The organism is Pedobacter namyangjuensis (assembly GCF_003313325.1).
Taxonomy (GTDB): domain Bacteria; phylum Bacteroidota; class Bacteroidia; order Sphingobacteriales; family Sphingobacteriaceae; genus Pedobacter; species Pedobacter namyangjuensis.
Window position 1 is genome coordinate 819,048 of sequence record NZ_QMHQ01000002.1, and the last position, 20,588, is coordinate 839,635.

Here is a 20,588-nt window from a genome sequence, read left to right on the forward strand (position 1 = left end):
AGAAGTCCTTTTATAAAACTATGCAGAAAATCTTCATGTGCATTGTATTTTTCGCAATGCCCCTAACTGCGCTCTCCCAAAAGGGCAAGACCAGTATCGTCAAAGGAAAAATAATCGAGCAGTCCAGCTCCAAACCTCTATCGGGCGTAGCCGTACAGGTTCTTGGCACTCAAAGCTTCAGCTTTTCGGGCGATGAGGGCTCCTTTGAACTTAAGGCTAGGCAAGGAGAAAATATCTCCCTAAGCTTTTCGCTGCTTGGAAAAAAGCCTGTACAATCATCTTTCCTCATTAAAGCCGATACCAATATTGTCATCTATATGGAAACGCTTTCACTTGCACTGGAGGAAGTAGCGGTAACGGCAACCAGGAGAAGGATCGGCTCCTCATCGGTAATAGACAGAACGGCCATCAAAAGCACCCAGCCGACAAGCCTGGCTGACGCCCTGCAGCTGCTGCCCGGTCAATTGGCATTGAACCCGGACCTGTCTTCGGCCCAGCAGATCAACATCAGGCAAGTACCCTCAAATACCGATGCTTCCAGGGCGAATGCACTTGGTACCGCACTTATACTGGATGGGATACCCTTTTCCAACAATGCCAACCTGCAGACCAATGTCAATATCCTAAATTCATCACCTGGAGCACTCGCCCCTTTCTCCTCGGTAGCAGGCAGGGGAAACGACCTGAGGCAGATTCCGGCAGATCAGATCGAGAGCATAGAAGTTATAAGAGGCGTGCCTTCGGCAAGGTACGGCGATCTGACAACGGGCGCCATCCTTGTCAATACCAGAGCCGGAGTTTTCAGGCCCCAGCTTACCACACGTATCAATCCAAACCTTGTAGAACAATCGGCCGGGTTTGGTACAAAACTGAAAGGCAACCAAGGTATTTTAAGTTTCGATGGCAATATCAGCTATTCGGAACAGGATCCAAGAAATACGCTGTCCCATTACACAAGAATAAACACGCAGCTTACCTGGAGCAGGCCCTGGCTAAAAGAGCAATTGTTCACAACCAGCAGGATTGCGCTGTTCAGCAGCCTTGATGATGCAAAGCAAAATCCCAGCGACCTCCGCTACCAAAGAAAGCTGTACAGCAGCGACAAGGGAATCAGGTTTTCCAGCAGCGGCAAGCTTAACATGGCAAATTCGTGGTTCTCGCTGCTGAGCTATGATATGGGACTGACCTATGCCAACCAGAAAAGCCTGGTGCAGGAGCTGGTTACCAGAGACCTTTTCCCGGTAAGCGATGCCACCACCAACACCACCCAGGTTGGCCGGTATGGAGAATCAGAGTATCTAAGCATTGTAAGTACAGAAGGAAAGCCGATTTCTTTGTACGGAAGGTTGGAGGGTACTATTTTCCGTTCCGGCCCATTAAATAGATCGGAAAACCAATTTGCGAACCAACTGGTAATCGGAACCGAATACCGATATGATGGAAACAATGGAGCAGGTCGATTGTTCGACCCGACCCGGCCGCCACGGCAGAACTACAGCATGGGCGACCGGCCAAGGAGCTATTCGGACATTCCTTCCCTGTCACAGCTTTCATACTATGCAGAAAACAGGTTAACTACAGATGTAGCTGGCAAAGAGGTCAATCTCAATGCAGGATTAAGATACGACAATGTACAGCCGCAAAGCCCTTTCAGGGGCAGTTACGGAAATATATTAGCGCCAAGGCTGAACATTGCCATCGAAACCTTTAAAAGCCTAAGGCTGAAAGCAGGTTATGGAATAACCGCAAAAGCCCCCACCCTTTCCTACATGTATCCGGGCGACAGGTACTTCGATCTTGTGAACTATAATTATTATGCTGCAAATCCGGCAGAACGCCTGGTTGTAATAACGACCGTTGTACTGGATGCAAGGAACGAAAAGCTTAAGTCCTACCAAGCAGAAAAATTTGAGCTCGGACTTGATTACCACCACAAGGGTTTTACCGGTTTCCTTACTGGTTTCCGCGAGGTGACTACAGGTGCATTTGGTACCGACCGAAAGGTTGTCCCTTTAACCGTTGCCAAATTTGAGGCAACGGGATTCCCTACCGGGCAAGTACCGGTACTACATCCGGTGCCTGTAAGGTACGACCCTTTTTATGCTGCGATGGATATGACCAGCAATAACCGAAGGATAAGCAGCACGGGAATAGAATTCCAGTTTGATACCCCGCCGATGGCGCAGTTAAATACCCGCTTTAATTTTACAGGTGCCTGGATCCAGACGCAAAGCTATGACGACGGAGATGTAGCAGATGCGGACAGGGCCGTATTCACCAGTACGACGCCGAAAAGAATTCCCATTTTCCGTTCCGGCTTTGGCAACAAGGGAGAGCGCTTCAATACCAGCGCAAGGTTCATTACACGCATACCCAAACTCAGGTTTATGGTAAGCGGCCTGATTCAGACCATTTGGAAGGACACCAATAGGAACTTAAATCTCAGTCCTTACCCTGTCGGTTACATCGATCAGCAAGGATTGGTTACCTACCTAGATGCCCAGCAGGCGATGGAGGAACAATACGCGGACCTGCGCCGATCCTTTTCCGCCAATAATTCGCTAACCGATCATCCACCGGCACTATGGCTGTTCAACCTGAGGGTAACCAAGGAATTCAGAGGTGGAAGCGACCTCTCCTTTTACGTAAACAACGTATTATCCGACAGGGGCAATTATTTTAACGCAATTACCCAATCCTATACAAACCGTAACCAAAACCTGTTTTTCGGAGCAGAATTCACAATTAGTCTTTAACAATTAAATATATAAAATGAAAACACAGAGATTTACACTTATTCTATTTTTGGCCTTGGCCACTACCATTTGGGGCTGCAAAAAGCGGGAAGGCAACCTTGTACAGACAGCTACGGTAAAAATCAATGTCAGCTATCCGGAAACCTATAGCCTAAAGCCAGCGGCCAATACCGAAGTAAAGCTGACCAATAAAGGTAACGGAAGTGTGGTTTCGGGTTTTACCAATGCCACCGGTGTAGCCACTTTTTCGGACGTAATTCCAGGTACTTACGACATTTCCGTAAACAAGTCCCTTAGCGCCGCCGAGTCGCTTACCCTCACCGGCGTATCTCAGGCAATTGTACTCAATGCAGCTAAAAGCGATGCAGTGGTTTCAGCTCCGCAATCCCCAGAAATAACCCTGCAGCTTTCCGGATCTGTCGCAGGGAATCTGGTCATCAAGGAAGTTTACTACACGGGCTCTAAAACGCCTGCCGGAGGAACGTACTTTTCCGACCAGTTTGTAGAGCTCTACAACAACTCCACCGAGGTAATTTATCTTGATGGACTTTGCATAGCTGATATTTATGGCAACGCCGGGCTGATCAACCCAAGTTCGCTGCCCACCGCTTTCAATACCGACAATACCAGCAGCTATGCAGGCAATGTCTGGAGAATTCCAGGAACGGGAAAGCAGCGCCCTTTGGCTCCGGGCGAAAGTATAATCATCGCCCAGGACGGGGTAAACCACAGGGAGGCAACCCTCAACCCTAACTCTCCGGTAGACCTCTCCAAAGCCGACTGGGAAACCTACAACGAAAGACCCGACAACCGCGACGCCGATGCACCTGGTGTTCCAAACCTTGAAAAGCTGTATTTTACTGGTGGCTTTGATTGGCTGCTAAGCGTTTTCGGACCTAGCTTGGTCATCTTCAGAACAGACGATTTCAGTAAACTGACCCTGTCCAACATCCCTGGCAGCACCAGCGCTACAACCTATGTCAAAATTCCGAACGCTTTGGTAATCGACAGTTTCCAGGCATTGAAAGATGCATCAAGCGGAAGCTTCAAACGTTTACCTGTGGCCATCGACGCGGGCTTTGTCTTTGCAACCGATACCTACACCGGCGAAAGCTTTAGAAGAAAAATAAGCACTACAATCAATGGAAGAAGAGTGCTGCAGGACACCAACAACAGTGGCGAGGATTTTCAGAAGTTGAGCACACCAACTCCTAGGGGATTTTAACGGCAATGATCGATTTGTTATCCAACCTTCAAACAGGATTGGTCCTTTGGCCAGCCCTGTTGATTTGCCTTGTTGTTACGGCGTGTTTTTTAAGTTTAAGATTACCAGCGAAGCTAAATCCTGGCGCACTAAAAACAATCGGCCTTTTTTTGTTGGTGATCAATGCCGGCAGCATCCGGAAAGCCGAGGCCCAATCAAAAACGGACAGTTTACTTGTACTTTCCCAAGCTGCACTGAGCAATAGCTGGTCATTGTCCGCCAACCCGATATTTCTTCGCGGCACAGCAGTGCCAGCCTTTGCCCAGCTCGGTGCATCGGCCCAGCTTACCAGTGGCGGTTTCAAACGGCCTCAGGATTTTAAACGGCAACTTAATTTTGGATTTGGTGCGACAGGATTAAGCAAGGTTAAGGACTGGCTTTTTTTTGGTTCCTTCGCCTACGGAAAAAACTACCGCGACAGCATCAGATACGCAAATGTTGCCAACCCTTACCAGGGAAATCCTTTTGTTACTGGCGATGGGGTAGGCGGAAATTGGCGCGGAGATGGGCTTGATGCCAGCCTGCAGCTTATAATGCCCAAGACCGGCCGTTGGCAGGCTGGCCTTAAGCTCGATTATTCAACCCAGCAGAATGCCCGCGACAATGATCCAAAACCATTAAACAGGTTACTTAGCTATGCAGTGCAGCCATCTGTAGCTTATAAATTCAGTCCAAACCATACCCTGTCTATTTTGGCAGGATATAGCTTCATGGACGAAGCAGTTGAAACAGGCTACTATTCGGATCAAAACCCTATCATCTACAGCATAAGAGGATACGGTGAATTTACAGCTGGCCCCGTCGTTACGGCGCAGCGGTTCACCAAAGGCCAGGGCTATCAGCTGGGAGCTGATTACCTTTACAAAAACAAGGTGGAACTTCTGTTTGGCGCCAGGTTTGGACGTCAGACCCAGGATGTAAGCGACGGAATAGCGAAGCCCATTTTTGTCGGTAGCTTTGATGAACATAAAGGAGAGGTCTTCGCCCTGTTTACAAGCGGACCTGAAAAACAGGGATTTGCGGCAAGCGCAAAAGCATGGTTCAGGAATGGAACGGGTTTTGATCCGATTTTCAATGCCATTAATCCGGCTTTCTATTTCTCCGGCCTGGATGCAAAAGTATCCTACTGGAAAAAGCGGGATCGGGACCTGCTCATTTTTGCATTCTATCCCGCATTAAGCTATACCAACTATTACGAAGGTATTGCCAAGACCAATTGGACAAGTGTGATGCTGAACCAGGATGCGGGATTTTCCATAATCAAACCGTTTTCAAAAAAAACCACCTTTAGCGGCGAACTAAAACTGGGCTACCACTTCAATCTCCAAAAGGACATCGTCGTTAACCGCCCAACCCAACTATCGCCTGTTCTTGTAGCCCCCCATTATCGATTTGCCAGCGCTGACTACCTGAAAGGCGCTGCCGATGTAGGGCTTACCTTTCAAGCTAGCAGCCTATCCTATCAGTTGAAAATGGGCATTGATAGGATACAGGCAACCGATTTGGGCAGCAGGAACAATGCGAACCTATCACTGAACTTAATTTTCTAGAAATGAAAAACATCAAAAAATATCAAAAACTACTCGTTTTAGTGATGACTGGAATGTTAGCGGCGTCTTGCAGCAGCACTAGGTTCTCAGCACAAAAATTCGACAATAGTTCATACGCTAACCTTTCGCAGCAGGACAAACAGTTGGCTGATACCTTAATCAAAAAAGTACTGGACAATGAGGGAATTTATACCGTTATAAGCGGCCTTAAGCCCATGAGCAGCGTTACCGAACTCTATCTCGACATTGCAGCTGTTGATACCTTATTGAGGGGCAATGCAAAGATAACCGATACTGCAAGCGAAGATTTAAAAAAACTCAAACGTTACCAGCGCATTGTAAACACGCTGAATTTTGGCGACCTGAGGTTCATGATCAGCCCCTATAGGGCACATCAGAAAAAGCAACGTACCATGCAAATATCCGTACACCGAAAATCGTTGGTAGATTCACTATTGCTGGCTGACCAGTCGTTTTTTGGACAGTTTGGCTTTGTACCTGGAACAAGTCCGGAAATACTGATCAATACAACCGAGTACGAACACAAACATAACCGGTTCAGGGCCTACGGACACCTGTTTGGCTATCCCGAGCATGCGGTCAGCTTCTTTACCGAGGCATCCATCAGCGAATCGAGAACGGGGGAATTTGTCAAGCGCGACTTTTTGCAGCTTCCGGTGTTCAGTTCCCAAACAGGGCGCTTTGTTTATGCGGTACCCAAAGGGTACAAAGCCGCAATAGTGGACCATAATATAGCTAACAGGGCAAAATACGCCCTTGCCAGCTACCAGGCAGAGCGAAGCAGATATGCGAGAAAAGATGGCTCGGTCCGCTACTATGAACTGCTGTTAAGCCTATTGAAAATAAATGGAAGATAAAAAAATAGGTTTTCTGACTGCCTGTGCACTGGTCATAGCCAATATGGTGGGCACTGGCGTTTTCTCAAGTCTGGGTTTTCAGGTCGGATCAACCCCATCGCCATTGGTACTGCTTTTCCTCTGGCTGTGCGGCGGACTGGTCGCACTTTGCGGAGGGCTAAGCTACGTAGAGCTGGCCAAACTGTATCCCCAGTCCGGGGGCGAGTACAGTTATATCCGTGATGCCTATCCAAGGCTGATTGCCTATTTTGCCGGCTTGGTATCCATAATTGCAGGCTTTGCAGCACCAGTTGCGCTTGCTGCCATAACATTCAGCAGCTATTTCGCCAGGTTTTTTCCGGCTATCGGCCAAAAATGGCTGGCACTTGTCATTATAAGCCAGATCACCCTGTTCCACTGCTTTACCATTAGCTTAGCCAGCAGATTTCAGCTGCTGACCACAGCGGTCAAGGTAATCTCGCTTTTGGCGTTTGTTTTTTATGGACTGGGCACCCCGGGAATGGCCAATTCATTTATGCCAGATGGCAGCGAAGTGCAAATGGTGACCAGCCGAGGATTTGCGGTTTCGCTCGTTTATGTTTCCTTTGCCTATTCCGGATGGAACGCCTGCGTGTACATATTTGGCGAAATCAGCAATCCATCAAAAAACATTGCTCGATCTATCATCACAGGAACGCTATTGGTTACGCTGCTGTACATCCTGTTGAATTTTGTATTTCTGAAAACGGTTTCCATGGCTTCACTGGATGGAGTGCTAGAAGTCGGCGCTGTTTCGGCAAACGTAATTTTCGGAAGTACAGGTGGCAAACGGATGGCCATGCTGATTGCTGTGCTCCTGGTTTCGAGCATTAGTGCGATGGTATGGGTTGGCCCCAGGGTAATGGCGAAGATGATGGACTGGAAAAGGATAGATCCATATGGTGATGAAAAACCGAGCGTACCACTTCGGGCGATAGCTTTACAGTATGCAGTTACCATATCGCTGCTGCTCACCGAAACATTCCAACAGATTTTAATATCGGCAGGGGTCTTGCTTGCACTTTGCTCCTGCCTATCGGTAGCCATACTTTTTAGACCCAAGAACAATGTTCCAAAAGCAAGGCTCATTGCACCATCGATCTTTCTTTTGGTAAACGGGTACACTATCCTTATTCTGCTGAGCTAAAAAAAAAGCGACGGGAACCACCCGTCGCATAACTACTAATTAAACAAACCCCTCATTGGCGATAAAAATACAAAAACAATCAAACAAAAGCAACAAAGTTGCATAAACTATTATTCACAGTTAGCAGTGTAAGAGCGATGCCATTTTTAGGGTTTAAGCATACCTATGAAAGTTTTTCAGCACCATCTTCACCGACACCTGCGGATTCTCGCCAACTTCGGTCATAGAACTCACCGGCAAATTAAAAGATAAAATATCCCGGACGGCGAAACCGCCCGGGATACCAAAGGGAGGTTGCCTCCTATTTTTTCCTGAGCTCGCTTTGGATGACCGGAACGAGCTTTTCCTCAAATTCCTTCCTTACAGCATCTTCCAGGATTTTGCCGCCCAGACTGTAGTAGCTTATCTTGCCCTGCCTATCTATCACCATCGTAGTGGGATATCCCAGGACGTGGAAGCGCTGGTTTGAAAGGCTGGCATCAGGGTCGGCAATAGTTTGGAAAAGAAAGGGATGTTTTGCCAGGTATTCCGCCAGGTCCTGTTTTTTTTCCTTTGCAATGGAAACAAACACAAGGTCTTTTTCCTTTCTGTACTTTTCTATCAGTTCGTTGAACGGAGCCACTTCGGTTTTACAGGGCGCACAGGCGATGAACCAGAAGTTAAGGACAACTACCTTCCCCTTTAACGAGCCCAGACTGATTTTTTTCCCATCAAGGGTCTTTCCTTCGAAGTCTGGAGCTGCTACCCCGACCATGGCGCCCGGCCGCTCTATATCGTATTTATTGGGTCCTGTGAATCTGGACAGTGCCTTTTCATATTCGTTGTCCTGGGCCTTTACTGGCGAGAAAAAAAAGACCTGTAGGACCATAAGGCAAAAAGATGCCATGAAACTTCGGCCTGGGCTGCAAAGCTGACCTATCCCGATTGAAACTTTAAGTATGCACATCATGTTCTGGTTTATCTGAAATCGATGCTAAAAGGAATCGATTTGCTGACGGTTTTGTTCTCTGTGGTATTTTTGTAGATCACCACCAGGTTGTACTCGCCCGATTCCCAGGCCTTGCTGCCGTCAATTTTGTTGGCAACCGGGCTTTTAAAATCGTTTGCCGCACCAATTTTCAGTTCCGGCAGGTCCTTGATTACCGTGAAGGGGCTGGTAGTCAGGTCAAATTCCGCATTGCCAAAAGTATAGATGCTCGGCTTGCTCCTATGCTCGTACATGTCATATACGATGGACTTGCTAAAGTCAATCTCTTCGATTGTTTTGGGATTATGGTTTGCCGATTTTTTGATCAGCAGCATATAGACAATCCCATCTCCTTTGACAAAGGAGATGCTCACCTGGCTTCTCAGCGTATCACCTTTGAAAAATTTCTCTTTAGGGTTGTCTGTCATCCCGTGGGAGTCGTAGACAGGTTCCCAGTTTTTTGACAGGTTGTGCTGGGTGATGATCGGGGTTACCGGCATGGTCTCCTTTTTGTAAATAGCGAAATCACGTCTAACTTCCAGCCTTGATCCGCTTTGGTCATAAACAGTGATCAGAAAATCGTACCTGCCTTCAACCGCATCCTTTGGTATAGTGAAATGTTTGTGGACGGTCGTATTCTTCAGATCCCTGTACTGGGCCCAGACTATTGCATGTTCCCAGGGCTTACTGTAGGTTTCCCCTTTTTTCTGCGAAATCCTGATCTCCACCTTGTCGAGCCTTTCCGCTGCGACTATGTCGGAATTGAAATGAAAATCCTCGCCGATCATGGCCAGACCTGCATTGCCCAGGCCAAGTTCTATGTTGTCGATGGTCGGTTTTGCTCCTTGCTCCGGAAGGGGGTTGTTATCTTTTTCGCAGCCGATTGTTAGAACCGACGCTCCAAGGAACAGTAATATAGAAGGAAGCAGCTTTTTTATCTTATTTTTTTCTGTAGTAATCATAATTGAATGTTGGACGTTTGAAATTGTTAAGCGGTAATATTATCCCGTGGCAAAGCCCCGTACCAGTACCACAGATTGGCACATAGGTATTAGCGGCTTACCTGAACGAAGAAATCCTATGGACTTAAGAACCAGGCGGTCCTTTATTGACTACTTTGACCAGTCCCGACAGGACCAGGCAATCACCGTACCGGATTGGTGGATTAATTTGCTCGGAAAAAAGTACAGCAACCTGAGTATTTGCTGCAGCTACATATTCCTGCTTTTGAAGCTGCGCAATAAATTCGCATATGCCGCAGGAGGAATCTGAAACTAGCTGTTTCTGCTCCTGATCGCCTAGGTAGAAAGCCAACCTATGCGCATGCGCAAAGACCACTACCTGCAGGCCCAGCAGAAGGATGAGTACGGCAGCAGCCAGAATGCGATAGGCTTTTGTTAGTGGAGAGTTATGCATCAATTGCCACAAAGTTGCAATAAACTATTTACTATTGCAAATTGTGTGCTGAAATAAAGATAACATTTCTAATTCTGCAACAAGGTTCTCCTTCAATGCAAAGGCGCTGTATCGGCTGGAAATATTTTTCACATCCTCAAAGGTCAACTTAAACACCTAATACAATCATTCAACGTAAAAACAAGAGGCTTCAGAAGCATCAACCGTGCAGCCTCTGAAATTCGATTTTCCTTGGGGATTTTAGGCTCTTAAATTTTATTTTGGGTTTATCGAACAAGCCCCTCTAACCAAAACCTCTTTTTCGTCTTCCACAAGTTCCGCCACACCAGCTACCAAATCCTCTAAACCACCCTTCTCCGGCAAAAGGCTCAGCAGCCCCGCCTGAACCATTTTCTAAAAGTCCTCAACATTGTCAAGCAAAATAATAATAGATTTTTCCCTACCTTGGTTAATCGAAGTCTGACCTATGTTTACAAAAACGAAAATGAAGAACTTGAAAGCCTTTGCCCTTTTGCTATACGCCTTATTGGCGTTCAGTTCCTGCAAGAAAGAAGACCGGTCAAATGAAAGGTTGTTGTGCAAGGTAAACGGAAAAACCTGGAAGCCGGCCGATTCGGATCCCAAATATGGTCGCGACGTAAGCGCACACCTGATCGATGAGGGGAAAATATTTTATCTGGACGCCTACCAGGAAGGGACCAGACAGACCGTATCATTATCCTTATTGCTCGACCGTGAAGTATCGCAAGGAATATACACATTGGATGGTGGCAAGCAGACAGCGGAATTCCTGGATGCCGGCAAAGGGCTAAAATTCAGGACGCAGACCGGCTACACGGGCACCCTTGAAATCCTAAAGCTGGACAAGGCTACAAACACGGCACAGGGCAGGTTCAGTTTCACTGCCAAAGAGCAGTCGACAGCCGCTACCGCCGAAATCACCGAGGGCAGCTTCAAGCTGCAGTACACCAACTATTGATACCCATTTAAAGCCCAAATGCAGAACCTATTGCCAATTTTAAATTCGTTTCTAAAAAAGTCTCCTACGAAAAGGCACCTTGTTCGCCTGCTTTCAAGAAGTAGTAATCGTTTACCAGAACCATCTTTTAGTTTGCGCTATAATGGAATTAAGTAATTCTATACATAGCTAATTGTACCAGACCACAAGATTTTCACCAGCAACGCCAAACCTGATCCTTCCATTAGTATGGCCAACGAAGACCTAAGATTTGTAGGGATAAACTTAAATCCTGACCACCCAAAGCCCAAACGCTGATGAATTACAATATATATATAAGTACGCTGGCTAATGAATCGGTTGCTAGTGCATCAAACGACGATTTACCGGTCGGCAACTTGACTGATTGAAGTATTAAAAAGCTACCGCGATCATTTCCAAATAGCCTACTCTTCCAATCTGATAAGTTGGAAAGTAAAGCATTTGCAAACGCATTGGATAAAAATCCGCTCGAACAGCACAAAGCAAAAACTGCCACATTTATTTGGAAAGCCGATCTATAACTAATATCTTAGTAATATGATTTTCAGACTCAGCTTCATCCTGTTCCTATTTGCTTATGGTACCTCTAGCGCCCAAAAACAGCCTTTGGCGATTACTTTCCAGCAGGCCGAAAAACAAGGTGTAACCATAGCAAAACTGGACAGCACCTACAAAAGTGCTGTAGATGCCAACCCTGAAAAAGCGGTCTTTAAATCCCCTGCAGGACAAAAGGATTTGCAGGCAGCTTACGGTGATCTGCTGGCTGAGCTACAAAAGCATCTGGCCGCAAACGGGTTCAAATGGGAAAAACCGACCAGGTGCTTCAACAGAATCTATTTTGCCCCGGAAGGCAAAATAGACTATTTCCTTTATAACTTTATTCCCAAACCTAGCGACCCCAATCCCATTAGCGAAGAAAAGCGCATAAAGTTTGAAAAACTCCTATCGTCCTTTATCAAAAACTACCAGTTCAAACTGAGTGCCGATGTGAAATTTGCCCAGTGCAGCCCGGTAACCTACAGTGACTTGAACTAAAAATGTGGCTCTGCAACATTGAACAGCATTGTGGCAAACAAAATCCATCAGCTTCCAAAACATGTTCAACCCAGCCCAATTACCTGCAGCCACGTGGATACCGAAAACTTTTTTTAGGTTCCAGTGTTAAAGCCTAAAACTAACATCATGTCAAAGAAAAAAGAAATATCACCCGAAACGGTAGCGCCCAGGGACGGCTACGACAATACAGGCACGCAAGGCTATGATTCCCTAACGGATGATGCCTACACAGGAAGCTCCAAAAAGCCAGCGGAAAACAAAGGGGAAACCGAAAGCGGTACAGGTAGCTCTTCCGAAGATTTTCCCAATTTAAAAACGGAAGAATAGAAGCATCAAACTTCTGAAGAGGAACTATCTATCATCAAGGAACCAATTCGTTCTATCCTACCAAATGGTTTAGCCTAGCCGCTGTCCCAGAAAAGTACTTTCCCGGTTTTGTTGCCAGTAGCAATTGAGCGATTAACTGATTATAAAACATAAATAACAAAATCTCCTGGTAAATCGATACCCCTTATCAGAAAATCGTTTAACGCGTTTTCGGTTTGCCCAGCAGGTGATTACGGCCTCAAACACCCACCCGTTCCCTTGGAATACCTAGCGGAGTTCCTTTAAGCAAGACATATACTGCAACCCTATCCAAGTTCCAACAAAAAATAACCCATGCCGTGTGGTCAAATTTCAGGGTTGCTTGGGCTGTTCTTCCAAGATCAATTCCTGTAAATCCATGTTTGTACGAATACACATAATATGAAAAGAATTCTATCTTACCTCCTGCTGCTTAATATACTCGCGATAGGATGTAAAAAAGAAGACCAGACGAACAACGATCCATTGTACAAAAGATGGTTCGTCTACAAAATCGAAAAACATTAAACAGATCAATCCGGCAACCCTCACCGGAATTTCAAGTTATGGTCGAACATCATAGATGATAGGCAAATGTTCTTCGAATTCAAGTAGCAATGCCAATTTTTGACTTACCAGGGCACGGGCAGCACCAGCGGGACAACCCAACAATCAGCTATACGCTTGCTGAAAATGCCGGTGAGTACCAATACCGGTTGCAGGTAAACCTGCTGTTCCTTTCATTTGTCATAGAAAATACGGGCTAAAACGAACTTGTAACCTTTGAGATGAAACCATTCTAGCATAGTTAATCTAATCTGTGGTTCCTGCGGAATATACTTCCATCTATCGGTTCTGCTCGACTAGGCCGTTAACCTGGCCCACTAAAATCCAATACGCTACTTATCCTTAGGAATTATGCTGGCTTCCTTAAGCTGCTCAAAGAGCTCATAAAATGTATCTTCCGTATCCTGATAAACGAGGAAACCAAGTTTTCTACTCTTGGACATATTGGTCATCACCTCTATCGGCCGCCCGAGATCTAAATCTGTATGCCAAGCAGTTGCCACCCTACTTAACTGGTTCTCCTTTAGTTTGTATTTATCGGCAATTTTATGCCAAGTTGCTGCATCATTCGCCATTTCTCTTTCCAGTGGTTCAATGTGAGTGCCATATCCTACGGCTTCCACACCAAAATAGTCCGCTATACGTTTCCATAACCTGCTCCACCTAAAAACGTCACCGTTAACCACGTTGAAAGCTTCATTCCTTGCAGCATCGGAAGTGGATGCCCATATCAGGTGCTTGGCCAGTAACCTTGCATCGGTCACATCAGACAGGCCATTCCATTGCGCAGCAGATCCGGGCCAAATGAAAGGACGCCCCTGCTCTTTACAAATTGAGGCATAAACTGCCAAGGTAGTCCCCATATTCATCGCGTTACCTACAACTTTTCCAATCACCGTATGCGGACGGTGGATGCTCCAGGTAAAGCCGTCCCTTTTGGCAGCGGCATACACCTCGTCTTCCTGCGCATAATAAAAATTTTCGATATCCAATCTCGGATGGTCCTCCCTTAGTGGCGTCTCGGGAAGAAATCCCTCTTTCGCATAAGCCTCAAAGGGACCCAAATAATGTTTCAGGCCTGTAACCAGTGCAACATGTTCTACCGATCCATTGGCAGAGAGCGCATCGAGAATATTCCGAACCATTAAACCATTCACCCGGATATTCTCTTTTTCGGTTTCATTGCGCATCCAGGTTGTAATGTATACATGGGTGGGCCTCACCTCCTTTAAAGCCAGCTTCAGGTTTTCCAAATCCAAAAGATCGGCTGCTATCGGCCTAAGACCGCTATTTTCGGTATTTGGATTTCTGGCAAGACCATAGGTTTCCCATCCGGAAGCAATCAGCTCTGTTGCAAGATTGCTTCCGATGATACCACTGGAACCCACTATTAATGCTATTTTTTTCATTTTATCTGTTTTAGTTCACATGCGCTTCTAAGTGTTACAAAAATAGCGATGGCGCAACTATCCCCAAATGACCTGCATCAACTCCTACACTTGATTTAGGTCAAGTCATTTTAGATACCGATGTACCGGCGAAAAAACTATCTTTGGGCACAAGAATTCTACGATGATCGAAATCCTATTTAAGCATATCGAACAGAAGGTAAATCTTAGCCCGGCCGAAAAAGAAATGATCGGTACTTTTTTTGTTGGCAAAAGATTGCGCAAAAAGCAGTACCTGCTTCAGGAGGGAGAGGTTTGCAGGCACCTCTGTTTTGTTGCCGATGGACTACTGAGAACCTATAACGTGGATGAAAAGGGCGACGAGCACATGAGCGTTTTTGGCTGGGAAGGTTGGTGGATTTCAGATTTCAATAGTTTTCTATCGCTGGAACCTGCGGTTTTTAACATCGATGCAATTGAAGATTCAAGTCTATTGATGATTTCCAGAGCCGATTACGAAAAGCTCACCCTTCAGGTGCCCATTATGGACCGGTACTTTAGGATATTGTTCCAAAACAGCCTGGTTACGAAGGAGCGTAGACTGATGAGTTCCATCACCCACACAGCAGCGCAGAAGTATATCCAACTATTGGGTTCCAATCCCGAAATCATTGCCAGGATACCACAGAACATGGTCGCATCCTATCTTGGTATAGCTCCAGAAACGCTTAGCCGCATCAAGAGAAATCTTGCTTCCAAAAGGTAATCGCCTTGGATGCCCAAAATCATCAGGACAAATAGTTCAGAAATTACTGAAAACAAACAGCCTATTTCCTGATCTTTGACACCTTGGCCCAAATAACATAGTCCAAAGAACCACATTTTGCAAAGACTCCCAGAGCCAAAGCAAAAAAACGCGATAAAGAGCATCAAGGTATGCGTCCACTCGCAACTTCGTTCAACAAAATGGTAGATGCGTAGTCCAACATTTTATTCACATGTTTGTCAAAAGAAAAAAGGAAAGAATGAAAGAAAGAACTCAATATCTGGGATCCCCTTATTGGCATAGGTTTACAAAACTTATGCGCTTTCGGCCTGTTCTTAACCAATTACGGATCCTGACTGCGTTTTGCTTCAAGGGACAAACATGATGTCAATATGATAGTATCTAGAATTTACAAACTACTTATTTGTCAATTGAAGAAAGTTCACCGCATTTTTACGCAAAAGGCATAAACGCTCTGGAGATTCGCGAAAATAATGCTGTAATTTTTCATGATCAGGCATTAAGCTGTTGATGATAAACTTCCGATTCCTATCTTTATGCCCATTATGCTACCATACCAACAAATAGACAGTGAAGACTCTGATCAGACCCTACTTTTAGCCGCCTTGCAAACCGCTAATGAAGCTACTGCCATCTATACCACCCGAGAGCTCCGTATCAGGTTTGCCAATGATGCCATGCTCAAGATTTGGGGAAAAGGTGCTTCGCCAATTGGAATGAATCTTGATGACGCATTGCCGGAACTGGCCGGGCAACCGTTTATCGATCTTTTGCAACGGGTATGGGACACCGGCGTGACCTCTGCTGGTTTCGACACGCCCGCTCAACTGGTGGTGGACGACAAGTTGCAAACATTTTATTTTGATTTTGAGTATCGTGCAATACAGAACGAATTTCAAAAAACCGTATGCATCATACATGCTGCCCGGGATGTCACCCAGCGCCGTCAGCATATGTTGCGTCTGGAGGAAAAGGAAGAGGAAGCACAGGTACTGAACGAAGAGATGGCCGCTACACTGGAAGAACTTCTCTCTACCAACGAAGAGCTCAACCAATCCCTTGCCATGCTTGCCGATAGCAGGGAACATGTGCGCACCATCATTGAACAGGCACCGATCGGCATCTGCATGCTTCAAGGACGAGAACTCAGAATAGAGCTGGCCAATGCGGAGATTCTCCGGATCTGGGGAAGATCAGAGGCGGAGGTAGTCGGAAAAAGCCACCAATCCGCAAGGCCTGAACTGCATGACCAACCTATGAACGACTGGCTTCGGGCGGTGTATGATACTGGTATAGCTAGGACGAATACAGAGCTGAGGGTACTACTGCATGATAAAACTGGGCGCCGTGAAGCATTTGTCAATTCCATATATAAGCCCATACGTTCTTCCAAAGGTAATATTACCGGTGTGCTGATCATATTGGAAGAGGTTACCGAGCAATTGGCTCGGCATCGAGAATATCAGAAGTCTGCCCATATGTTTGCCATGGCGGTAGAAGCAGCCGGGCTCGGAACTTTTTTTTATGAGCCGGACACAGGCCTTTTTTCCGGCAATGACACGCTCAAAAGCTGGTTTGGACTATCGTCAGGTGAAAGTATGGAGCTTTCCAAAGCTATAGAATCCATCTATCCGGAAGATCGTCCACTCGTGGCCCAGGCCATATCGGACGCATTAGATCCAAATTCCAAAGGCGATTATTTTGTGGAATACAGAATTAAAGCTTCCGAACATGAAGAAATAAGGATGGTGGAGGCGATCGGTAGGACAATTTTCGACGGACATGGAACGGCCGTTAGCCTAAATGGAACGCTTCGGGACATCACCGAGCAGAAAAAGGACCAGCAGCGCAAAGATGATTTTATCAGCATGGTAAGCCATGAGCTTAAGACCCCGTTAACGTCCATAAACGGCTATATGCAACTCATGCAGCGCAGGGCCATCAGTTCCGAAGATGCTCCTATGCAAAATCTCCTCGAAAAGGCGGTCAAACAAATTGCCAACATGAAGTCGATGATTCACGGGTTCCTCGATGTATCAAGGCTGGAATCGGGCAAACTTGTACTCAATGTAAGCCGATTCGATATTGCTGCACTATTAGCAACGTTAGATGAAGAGTATCGGGCTACCGTTGAGACCCATAGAATCGAGGTTAAACGAACCGAAAGCATTATTGTCAACGCGGACATGCAAAAAATAGCCCAAGTGGTGCAGAACCTGGTGTCCAATGCAGTAAAGTATGCGCCATCGCAAACAATAATAAGTCTGAACTACAGGCGAGATGGAGAATGGCTGAAGGTAAGTGTGCAGGACGAAGGTCCAGGCATTGCACTCGAGGACCGGGAAAATATATTTGACCGTTATTACAGGGCAAAAAACAATGAATCGGGAATTATCGCTGGCTTCGGAATCGGACTTTACCTGTGCCGTGAAATCATCGAACGCCATGGGGGGCATATTTATCTTGAGGAAAGCCAAGGGGGCGCCAAATTCACCTTCGCACTACCGCTATCTTAACCATCGAAAAATTGTGCATTTAGGCTAAGGAGTTAAAGAGAAAGAGTATCGGAGCGAATATTTTATCGATTGCGAACTGTAAACGATGTTTGGACGCTCTAAAATGAGGGGGTCATCTATAATTTGGGCAAGCTTTCAAAATTAAAAACCTTCAAAAACTCCCATTAGATGTTATTTCATCGGGGTTATATGTTTTCGTGCTCTCAAATTCACAAAACAGGACCGAATCTTCCAAATAACTACAAAATCATTAATGCATGTTTTTTATTTTAAGCGATCTAGAAATCAGATATTTTTATCTACAGATTTCACCGGCATATTAGATTTCCAATGGTTGAGTTTCGGACAGCCCATTGGGGGATATACCTGAATATATGTCGCCTCATTTACTTCTTTTCGATATCACTAAAAATTTTCTTTCTATGATTGACTCCCCAGTCTTTCATTGCATAAATTATGGGCGTCAACGTATCCGCATATGGCTCGTGCGTATATAGGATTTTGACCGGATGTTCACCTAGCACAGTTCTTTTGATTAGCTGGTGCTGTTCCAGCTCTTTTAGCTCCTTAGCCAGAACCTTAGGAGTAATGCCTGGGATACTTTCCTGGATATCGACAAATCTGTCGTTACCCACCCCAATTGAGACAATTATCGGAAATTTCCACTTGCCGCTCATTACGTCCAAAAAATCCCGTACCGGCTTTATGGTACTTATGCAATCGTTATATCCCCTTTTTACTGCCATAATTGTCTTTTGAAAATAATAAGCCGCTTTCCTTTAGGAAAGAGCTATACAAAGTAAAGCATATTATTTGGAAGTTTGTATTCCTAATTAAAGAAACACTAGTCAAAATGGAAAAAGAAGCTCTAGAACAAATAAGTCCGAGCACCCCTATATTTAAAGAAATACTCCGTTCACGAAGATCCTCACGTGGCTTCTTAGATACTCCTGTGTCGCAAAACATTATCACATCGGTTTTAGAAGATGCTACTTGGGCTCCCTCAAACTGCAATACCCAGCCTTGGCAAACCCATATCGTATCTGGCAACAAACTGAAAGAACTATCCCAGGCGCTCATACAAGATAACAACGCAGAAAGATTTTCTCCCGATTTTAGCTTTGACGTGCAGGAATACCACGGGCGATACCAGGAACGCTATCATCATCTGGCCAGGACCAATTATGGAGCATACGGAATTAAACGCGAGGATAGGCAAGGCCGAAAAGAAGTTGCTGATCTAAATTATAAATTCTTTAACGCCCCACATATTGCCATCCCGTTCATGCCTTCATTTGGGGATAATGTACGGGTGGGTGGCGACATAGGGATGTATGGGCAAACCTTTCTTTTATCACTCACAGCACATGGACTGGCGGGTATCCCACAGACAGCGTTGGGGTTTTTCGCAGGCAGGATAAGGGAAATACTGGACATACCAAACGAACTAAAAATGTTGTTCGGGATTTCATTCGGTTATGCAGATCCAAATGCGCCTGGCAATTCATTTAAGTTGGGAAGGGACCCGATTTCCAGCAATGTCATATTCCACCAATAAGATTGATAAATGAAAAATCCAGAACATAAAAAAATGCTCATCGGATTAACTTCGGGCAACGGATACGGCTTCCAGCCAGGCGCATGGCGAATGCCAGGTGTCGATCCTAAAAGCTATACGAGTTATGATGCACGTGTTAGACATGCTCAGGCAGCAGAGCGAGGTAAATTCCAGTTTATATTTCTGCCCGATGGCCCCTTTGCAGATCATAGTTCTCTTCTTGAAACCGAAGCGCCAAACTTCAACCTCGATGTGATGATGACCCTTGCCGCCGTGGCGCGGGAAACCAAGTACATAGGCCTCGTAGCTACTGGTTCCACCACCTTTAATGCACCCTACACCTTGGCCAAACAGTTCAAGGCATTGGATATCATGAGCCATGGGCGGGCCGGATGGAACGCCATAACTTCCACCAGCAATGAGGTGGCAGCAATATATGGTCAGACCATTCCCTCCAGCAAGGACCGCTATGGACGTGCACACGAGGTGATCCCTTTGGTTCAGGCCTTTTGGGGCAGCTGGGGCAAACAGGCTTGGGTACATAACCAGCAAACCGGACATTTTGCAAGACATGAGAAAATTTCTACTGTTAACTATAATGGCGAATATGTAAATGCCAGAGGCACGCTTTATATCCCTCCGTCGCCGCAGGGACAGCCGATAGTCTTTCATGCCGGGGGAAGTCCCAATGCGCATGAGCTTGCCGGTCGCTTTGCCAATGTGGTTATTGGTGCTGCTTTCACCATTGAGGACGGCATACAGCAACGCAACGCCTTTCGTGAAGCAGCGGTAAAATATGGACGTGATCCTGATGAAATCAAATTTATCGCAGGTATGATGACGACCATCGTTAAGGATAGGCGAACAGCGCTGGACCGCCGAATAAATCTAATGGGACATCTTATTCCCCAACGCGTAGCTTACCTCCAGCAGATGCTGGGTATCAGACTGGACGGTAACAATTTGAACGAACCTCTTTTCCAAGCGCAATTGGAAGCAGCACGCCCCTCACCTTACGACCCACGTTCTTCCAACGCCCTAAAAATTGCAAAGCAAGGCTGGAGTTTAAAGGATATTATAGCGCATGGAATTATTGATTACCATCCCGCGATCGTCGGTCCGGGCATTGAAGCTGCCGATCATATGCAGTCATGGTTCGAGGCAGGAGCTTGTGACGGTTTTTGGATTTCACCAGATGTACTGGATGATGGAATTGACGCTTTTGTTGATAAAGTAGTTCCTATTTTACAGGAACGCGGACTTTTCCATCGAGACTACGAAGGTACCACGCTAAGGGAGCATATCGGTGTTCCAGAACAATACGGAATAGACCCTCGGGTTTAACATAAAATGAGAACAGATTAAAATATAGAAT

General features: G+C 45.9%; 18 protein-coding genes. 12 read left to right on the top strand and 6 right to left on the bottom strand.

Going from position 1 to position 20,588, the window contains the following annotated elements; genetic code table 11:
- Positions 1 to 20: 20 nt before the first annotated feature.
- From DUT69_RS10710 to DUT69_RS10730, 5 genes are read left to right on the top strand one after another with little or no spacing between them, the layout of a single operon-like run.
- Positions 21 to 2,756, top strand: coding sequence for a TonB-dependent receptor (locus tag DUT69_RS10710; RefSeq protein WP_113653212.1), 2,736 nt, complete (start codon positions 21 to 23; stop codon positions 2,754 to 2,756).
- A gap of 16 nt (positions 2,757 to 2,772) precedes the next feature.
- Positions 2,773 to 3,981 (top strand): DUF4876 domain-containing protein, encoded by a 1,209-nt coding sequence (locus tag DUT69_RS10715; RefSeq protein ID WP_113653213.1) that lies wholly within the window; start codon positions 2,773 to 2,775, stop codon positions 3,979 to 3,981.
- A 5-nt stretch (positions 3,982 to 3,986) separates the two neighbouring features.
- Positions 3,987 to 5,570, top strand: a complete 1,584-nt coding sequence (locus DUT69_RS10720; protein WP_113653214.1) for a DUF6850 family outer membrane beta-barrel protein — start codon at positions 3,987 to 3,989, stop codon at positions 5,568 to 5,570.
- 2 nt (positions 5,571 to 5,572) lie between these two features.
- Positions 5,573 to 6,448 (top strand): hypothetical protein, encoded by an 876-nt coding sequence (locus tag DUT69_RS10725; protein ID WP_113653215.1) that lies wholly within the window; start codon positions 5,573 to 5,575, stop codon positions 6,446 to 6,448.
- Positions 6,438 to 7,613 carry an APC family permease gene (locus DUT69_RS10730; RefSeq protein ID WP_113653216.1) on the top strand — a complete coding sequence of 392 codons (1,176 nt, stop codon included), beginning with the start codon at positions 6,438 to 6,440 and terminating at the stop codon, positions 7,611 to 7,613. The genes DUT69_RS10725 and DUT69_RS10730 overlap by 11 nt, the downstream gene beginning before the upstream one ends.
- Positions 7,614 to 7,914: 301 nt before the next feature.
- Here DUT69_RS10730 and DUT69_RS10735 read toward each other — a convergent pair whose 3' ends face one another.
- The 4 genes from DUT69_RS10735 to DUT69_RS19490 form a co-directional block, all read right to left on the bottom strand.
- Entirely contained in the window at positions 7,915 to 8,481 is a 567-nt protein-coding gene (locus DUT69_RS10735; protein WP_162796276.1) for a peroxiredoxin family protein, read from the bottom strand.
- A gap of 89 nt (positions 8,482 to 8,570) precedes the next feature.
- The gene (locus tag DUT69_RS10740) at positions 8,571 to 9,542 is read right to left on the bottom strand and encodes a DUF4625 domain-containing protein (RefSeq protein ID WP_113653218.1); all 972 of its coding nucleotides are present in this window, start codon (positions 9,540 to 9,542) and stop codon (positions 8,571 to 8,573) included.
- A 124-nt stretch (positions 9,543 to 9,666) separates the two neighbouring features.
- Positions 9,667 to 9,999 carry a hypothetical protein gene (locus DUT69_RS10745; RefSeq protein ID WP_162796277.1) on the bottom strand — a complete coding sequence of 111 codons (333 nt, stop codon included), beginning with the start codon at positions 9,997 to 9,999 and terminating at the stop codon, positions 9,667 to 9,669.
- Positions 10,000 to 10,251: 252 nt separating this feature from the next.
- Positions 10,252 to 10,386 (bottom strand): hypothetical protein, encoded by a 135-nt coding sequence (locus DUT69_RS19490; RefSeq protein WP_262511037.1) that lies wholly within the window; start codon positions 10,384 to 10,386, stop codon positions 10,252 to 10,254.
- 94 nt (positions 10,387 to 10,480) lie between these two features.
- On the opposite strand from DUT69_RS19490, the gene DUT69_RS10750 reads away from it, so the two are divergent.
- The 3 genes from DUT69_RS10750 (at position 10,481) to DUT69_RS10760 (ending at position 12,379) form a co-directional block, all read left to right on the top strand.
- Positions 10,481 to 10,975 (top strand): DUF6252 family protein, encoded by a 495-nt coding sequence (locus DUT69_RS10750; protein WP_162796278.1) that lies wholly within the window; start codon positions 10,481 to 10,483, stop codon positions 10,973 to 10,975.
- Between the two features lie 558 nt (positions 10,976 to 11,533).
- Complete coding sequence (locus tag DUT69_RS10755) at positions 11,534 to 12,031, top strand: hypothetical protein (protein ID WP_113653221.1); 498 nt, start codon at positions 11,534 to 11,536, stop codon at positions 12,029 to 12,031.
- Positions 12,032 to 12,178: 147 nt separating this feature from the next.
- Positions 12,179 to 12,379 carry a hypothetical protein gene (locus tag DUT69_RS10760; protein ID WP_113653222.1) on the top strand — a complete coding sequence of 67 codons (201 nt, stop codon included), beginning with the start codon at positions 12,179 to 12,181 and terminating at the stop codon, positions 12,377 to 12,379.
- Positions 12,380 to 13,296: 917 nt separating this feature from the next.
- Here the strand turns inward: DUT69_RS10760 and DUT69_RS10765 are convergent.
- Entirely contained in the window at positions 13,297 to 14,373 is a 1,077-nt protein-coding gene (locus DUT69_RS10765; RefSeq protein WP_113653223.1) for an SDR family oxidoreductase, read from the bottom strand.
- Positions 14,374 to 14,536: 163 nt separating this feature from the next.
- Here DUT69_RS10765 and DUT69_RS10770 point away from each other — a divergent pair, with 163 nt between their 5' ends.
- Positions 14,537 to 15,118, top strand: a complete 582-nt coding sequence (locus tag DUT69_RS10770; RefSeq protein ID WP_113653224.1) for a Crp/Fnr family transcriptional regulator — start codon at positions 14,537 to 14,539, stop codon at positions 15,116 to 15,118.
- 566 nt (positions 15,119 to 15,684) lie between these two features.
- On the top strand, positions 15,685 to 17,655 hold the full coding sequence (locus DUT69_RS10775) for an ATP-binding protein (protein WP_162796279.1): 1,971 nt from the start codon (positions 15,685 to 15,687) through the stop codon (positions 17,653 to 17,655).
- A gap of 386 nt (positions 17,656 to 18,041) precedes the next feature.
- Here DUT69_RS10775 and DUT69_RS10780 read toward each other — a convergent pair whose 3' ends face one another.
- On the bottom strand, positions 18,042 to 18,401 hold the full coding sequence (locus tag DUT69_RS10780) for a winged helix-turn-helix transcriptional regulator (protein ID WP_113653226.1): 360 nt from the start codon (positions 18,399 to 18,401) through the stop codon (positions 18,042 to 18,044).
- 107 nt (positions 18,402 to 18,508) lie between these two features.
- On the opposite strand from DUT69_RS10780, the gene DUT69_RS10785 reads away from it, so the two are divergent.
- Positions 18,509 to 19,213 carry a nitroreductase gene (locus DUT69_RS10785; RefSeq protein ID WP_113653468.1) on the top strand — a complete coding sequence of 235 codons (705 nt, stop codon included), beginning with the start codon at positions 18,509 to 18,511 and terminating at the stop codon, positions 19,211 to 19,213.
- 9 nt (positions 19,214 to 19,222) lie between these two features.
- Positions 19,223 to 20,557 carry an NtaA/DmoA family FMN-dependent monooxygenase gene (locus tag DUT69_RS10790; protein ID WP_113653227.1) on the top strand — a complete coding sequence of 445 codons (1,335 nt, stop codon included), beginning with the start codon at positions 19,223 to 19,225 and terminating at the stop codon, positions 20,555 to 20,557.
- The last annotated feature ends 31 nt before the right edge of the window (positions 20,558 to 20,588 follow it).

Bases quoted from the DNA above. Each gene is read 5' to 3' on its own strand.
- DUT69_RS10770 (WP_113653224.1), top strand. From the start codon at position 14,537: ATGATCGAAATCCTATTTAAGCATATCGAACAGAAGGTAAATCTTAGC.
- DUT69_RS10740 (WP_113653218.1), bottom strand. From the start codon at position 9,542: ATGATTACTACAGAAAAAAATAAGATAAAAAAGCTGCTTCCTTCTATA.
- DUT69_RS10760 (WP_113653222.1), top strand. From the start codon at position 12,179: ATGTCAAAGAAAAAAGAAATATCACCCGAAACGGTAGCGCCCAGGGAC.
- DUT69_RS10715 (WP_113653213.1), top strand. From the start codon at position 2,773: ATGAAAACACAGAGATTTACACTTATTCTATTTTTGGCCTTGGCCACT.
- DUT69_RS10710 (WP_113653212.1), top strand. From the start codon at position 21: ATGCAGAAAATCTTCATGTGCATTGTATTTTTCGCAATGCCCCTAACT.
- DUT69_RS10720 (WP_113653214.1), top strand. From the start codon at position 3,987: ATGATCGATTTGTTATCCAACCTTCAAACAGGATTGGTCCTTTGGCCA.
- DUT69_RS10765 (WP_113653223.1), bottom strand. From the start codon at position 14,373: ATGAAAAAAATAGCATTAATAGTGGGTTCCAGTGGTATCATCGGAAGC.
- DUT69_RS10785 (WP_113653468.1), top strand. From the start codon at position 18,509: ATGGAAAAAGAAGCTCTAGAACAAATAAGTCCGAGCACCCCTATATTT.
- DUT69_RS10755 (WP_113653221.1), top strand. From the start codon at position 11,534: ATGATTTTCAGACTCAGCTTCATCCTGTTCCTATTTGCTTATGGTACC.
- DUT69_RS10780 (WP_113653226.1), bottom strand. From the start codon at position 18,401: ATGGCAGTAAAAAGGGGATATAACGATTGCATAAGTACCATAAAGCCG.
- DUT69_RS10775 (WP_162796279.1), top strand. From the start codon at position 15,685: ATGCTACCATACCAACAAATAGACAGTGAAGACTCTGATCAGACCCTA.
- DUT69_RS19490 (WP_262511037.1), bottom strand. From the start codon at position 10,386: ATGGTTCAGGCGGGGCTGCTGAGCCTTTTGCCGGAGAAGGGTGGTTTA.
- DUT69_RS10790 (WP_113653227.1), top strand. From the start codon at position 19,223: ATGAAAAATCCAGAACATAAAAAAATGCTCATCGGATTAACTTCGGGC.
- DUT69_RS10730 (WP_113653216.1), top strand. From the start codon at position 6,438: ATGGAAGATAAAAAAATAGGTTTTCTGACTGCCTGTGCACTGGTCATA.
- DUT69_RS10750 (WP_162796278.1), top strand. From the start codon at position 10,481: ATGAAGAACTTGAAAGCCTTTGCCCTTTTGCTATACGCCTTATTGGCG.
- DUT69_RS10725 (WP_113653215.1), top strand. From the start codon at position 5,573: ATGAAAAACATCAAAAAATATCAAAAACTACTCGTTTTAGTGATGACT.
- DUT69_RS10735 (WP_162796276.1), bottom strand. From the start codon at position 8,481: ATGGTCCTACAGGTCTTTTTTTTCTCGCCAGTAAAGGCCCAGGACAAC.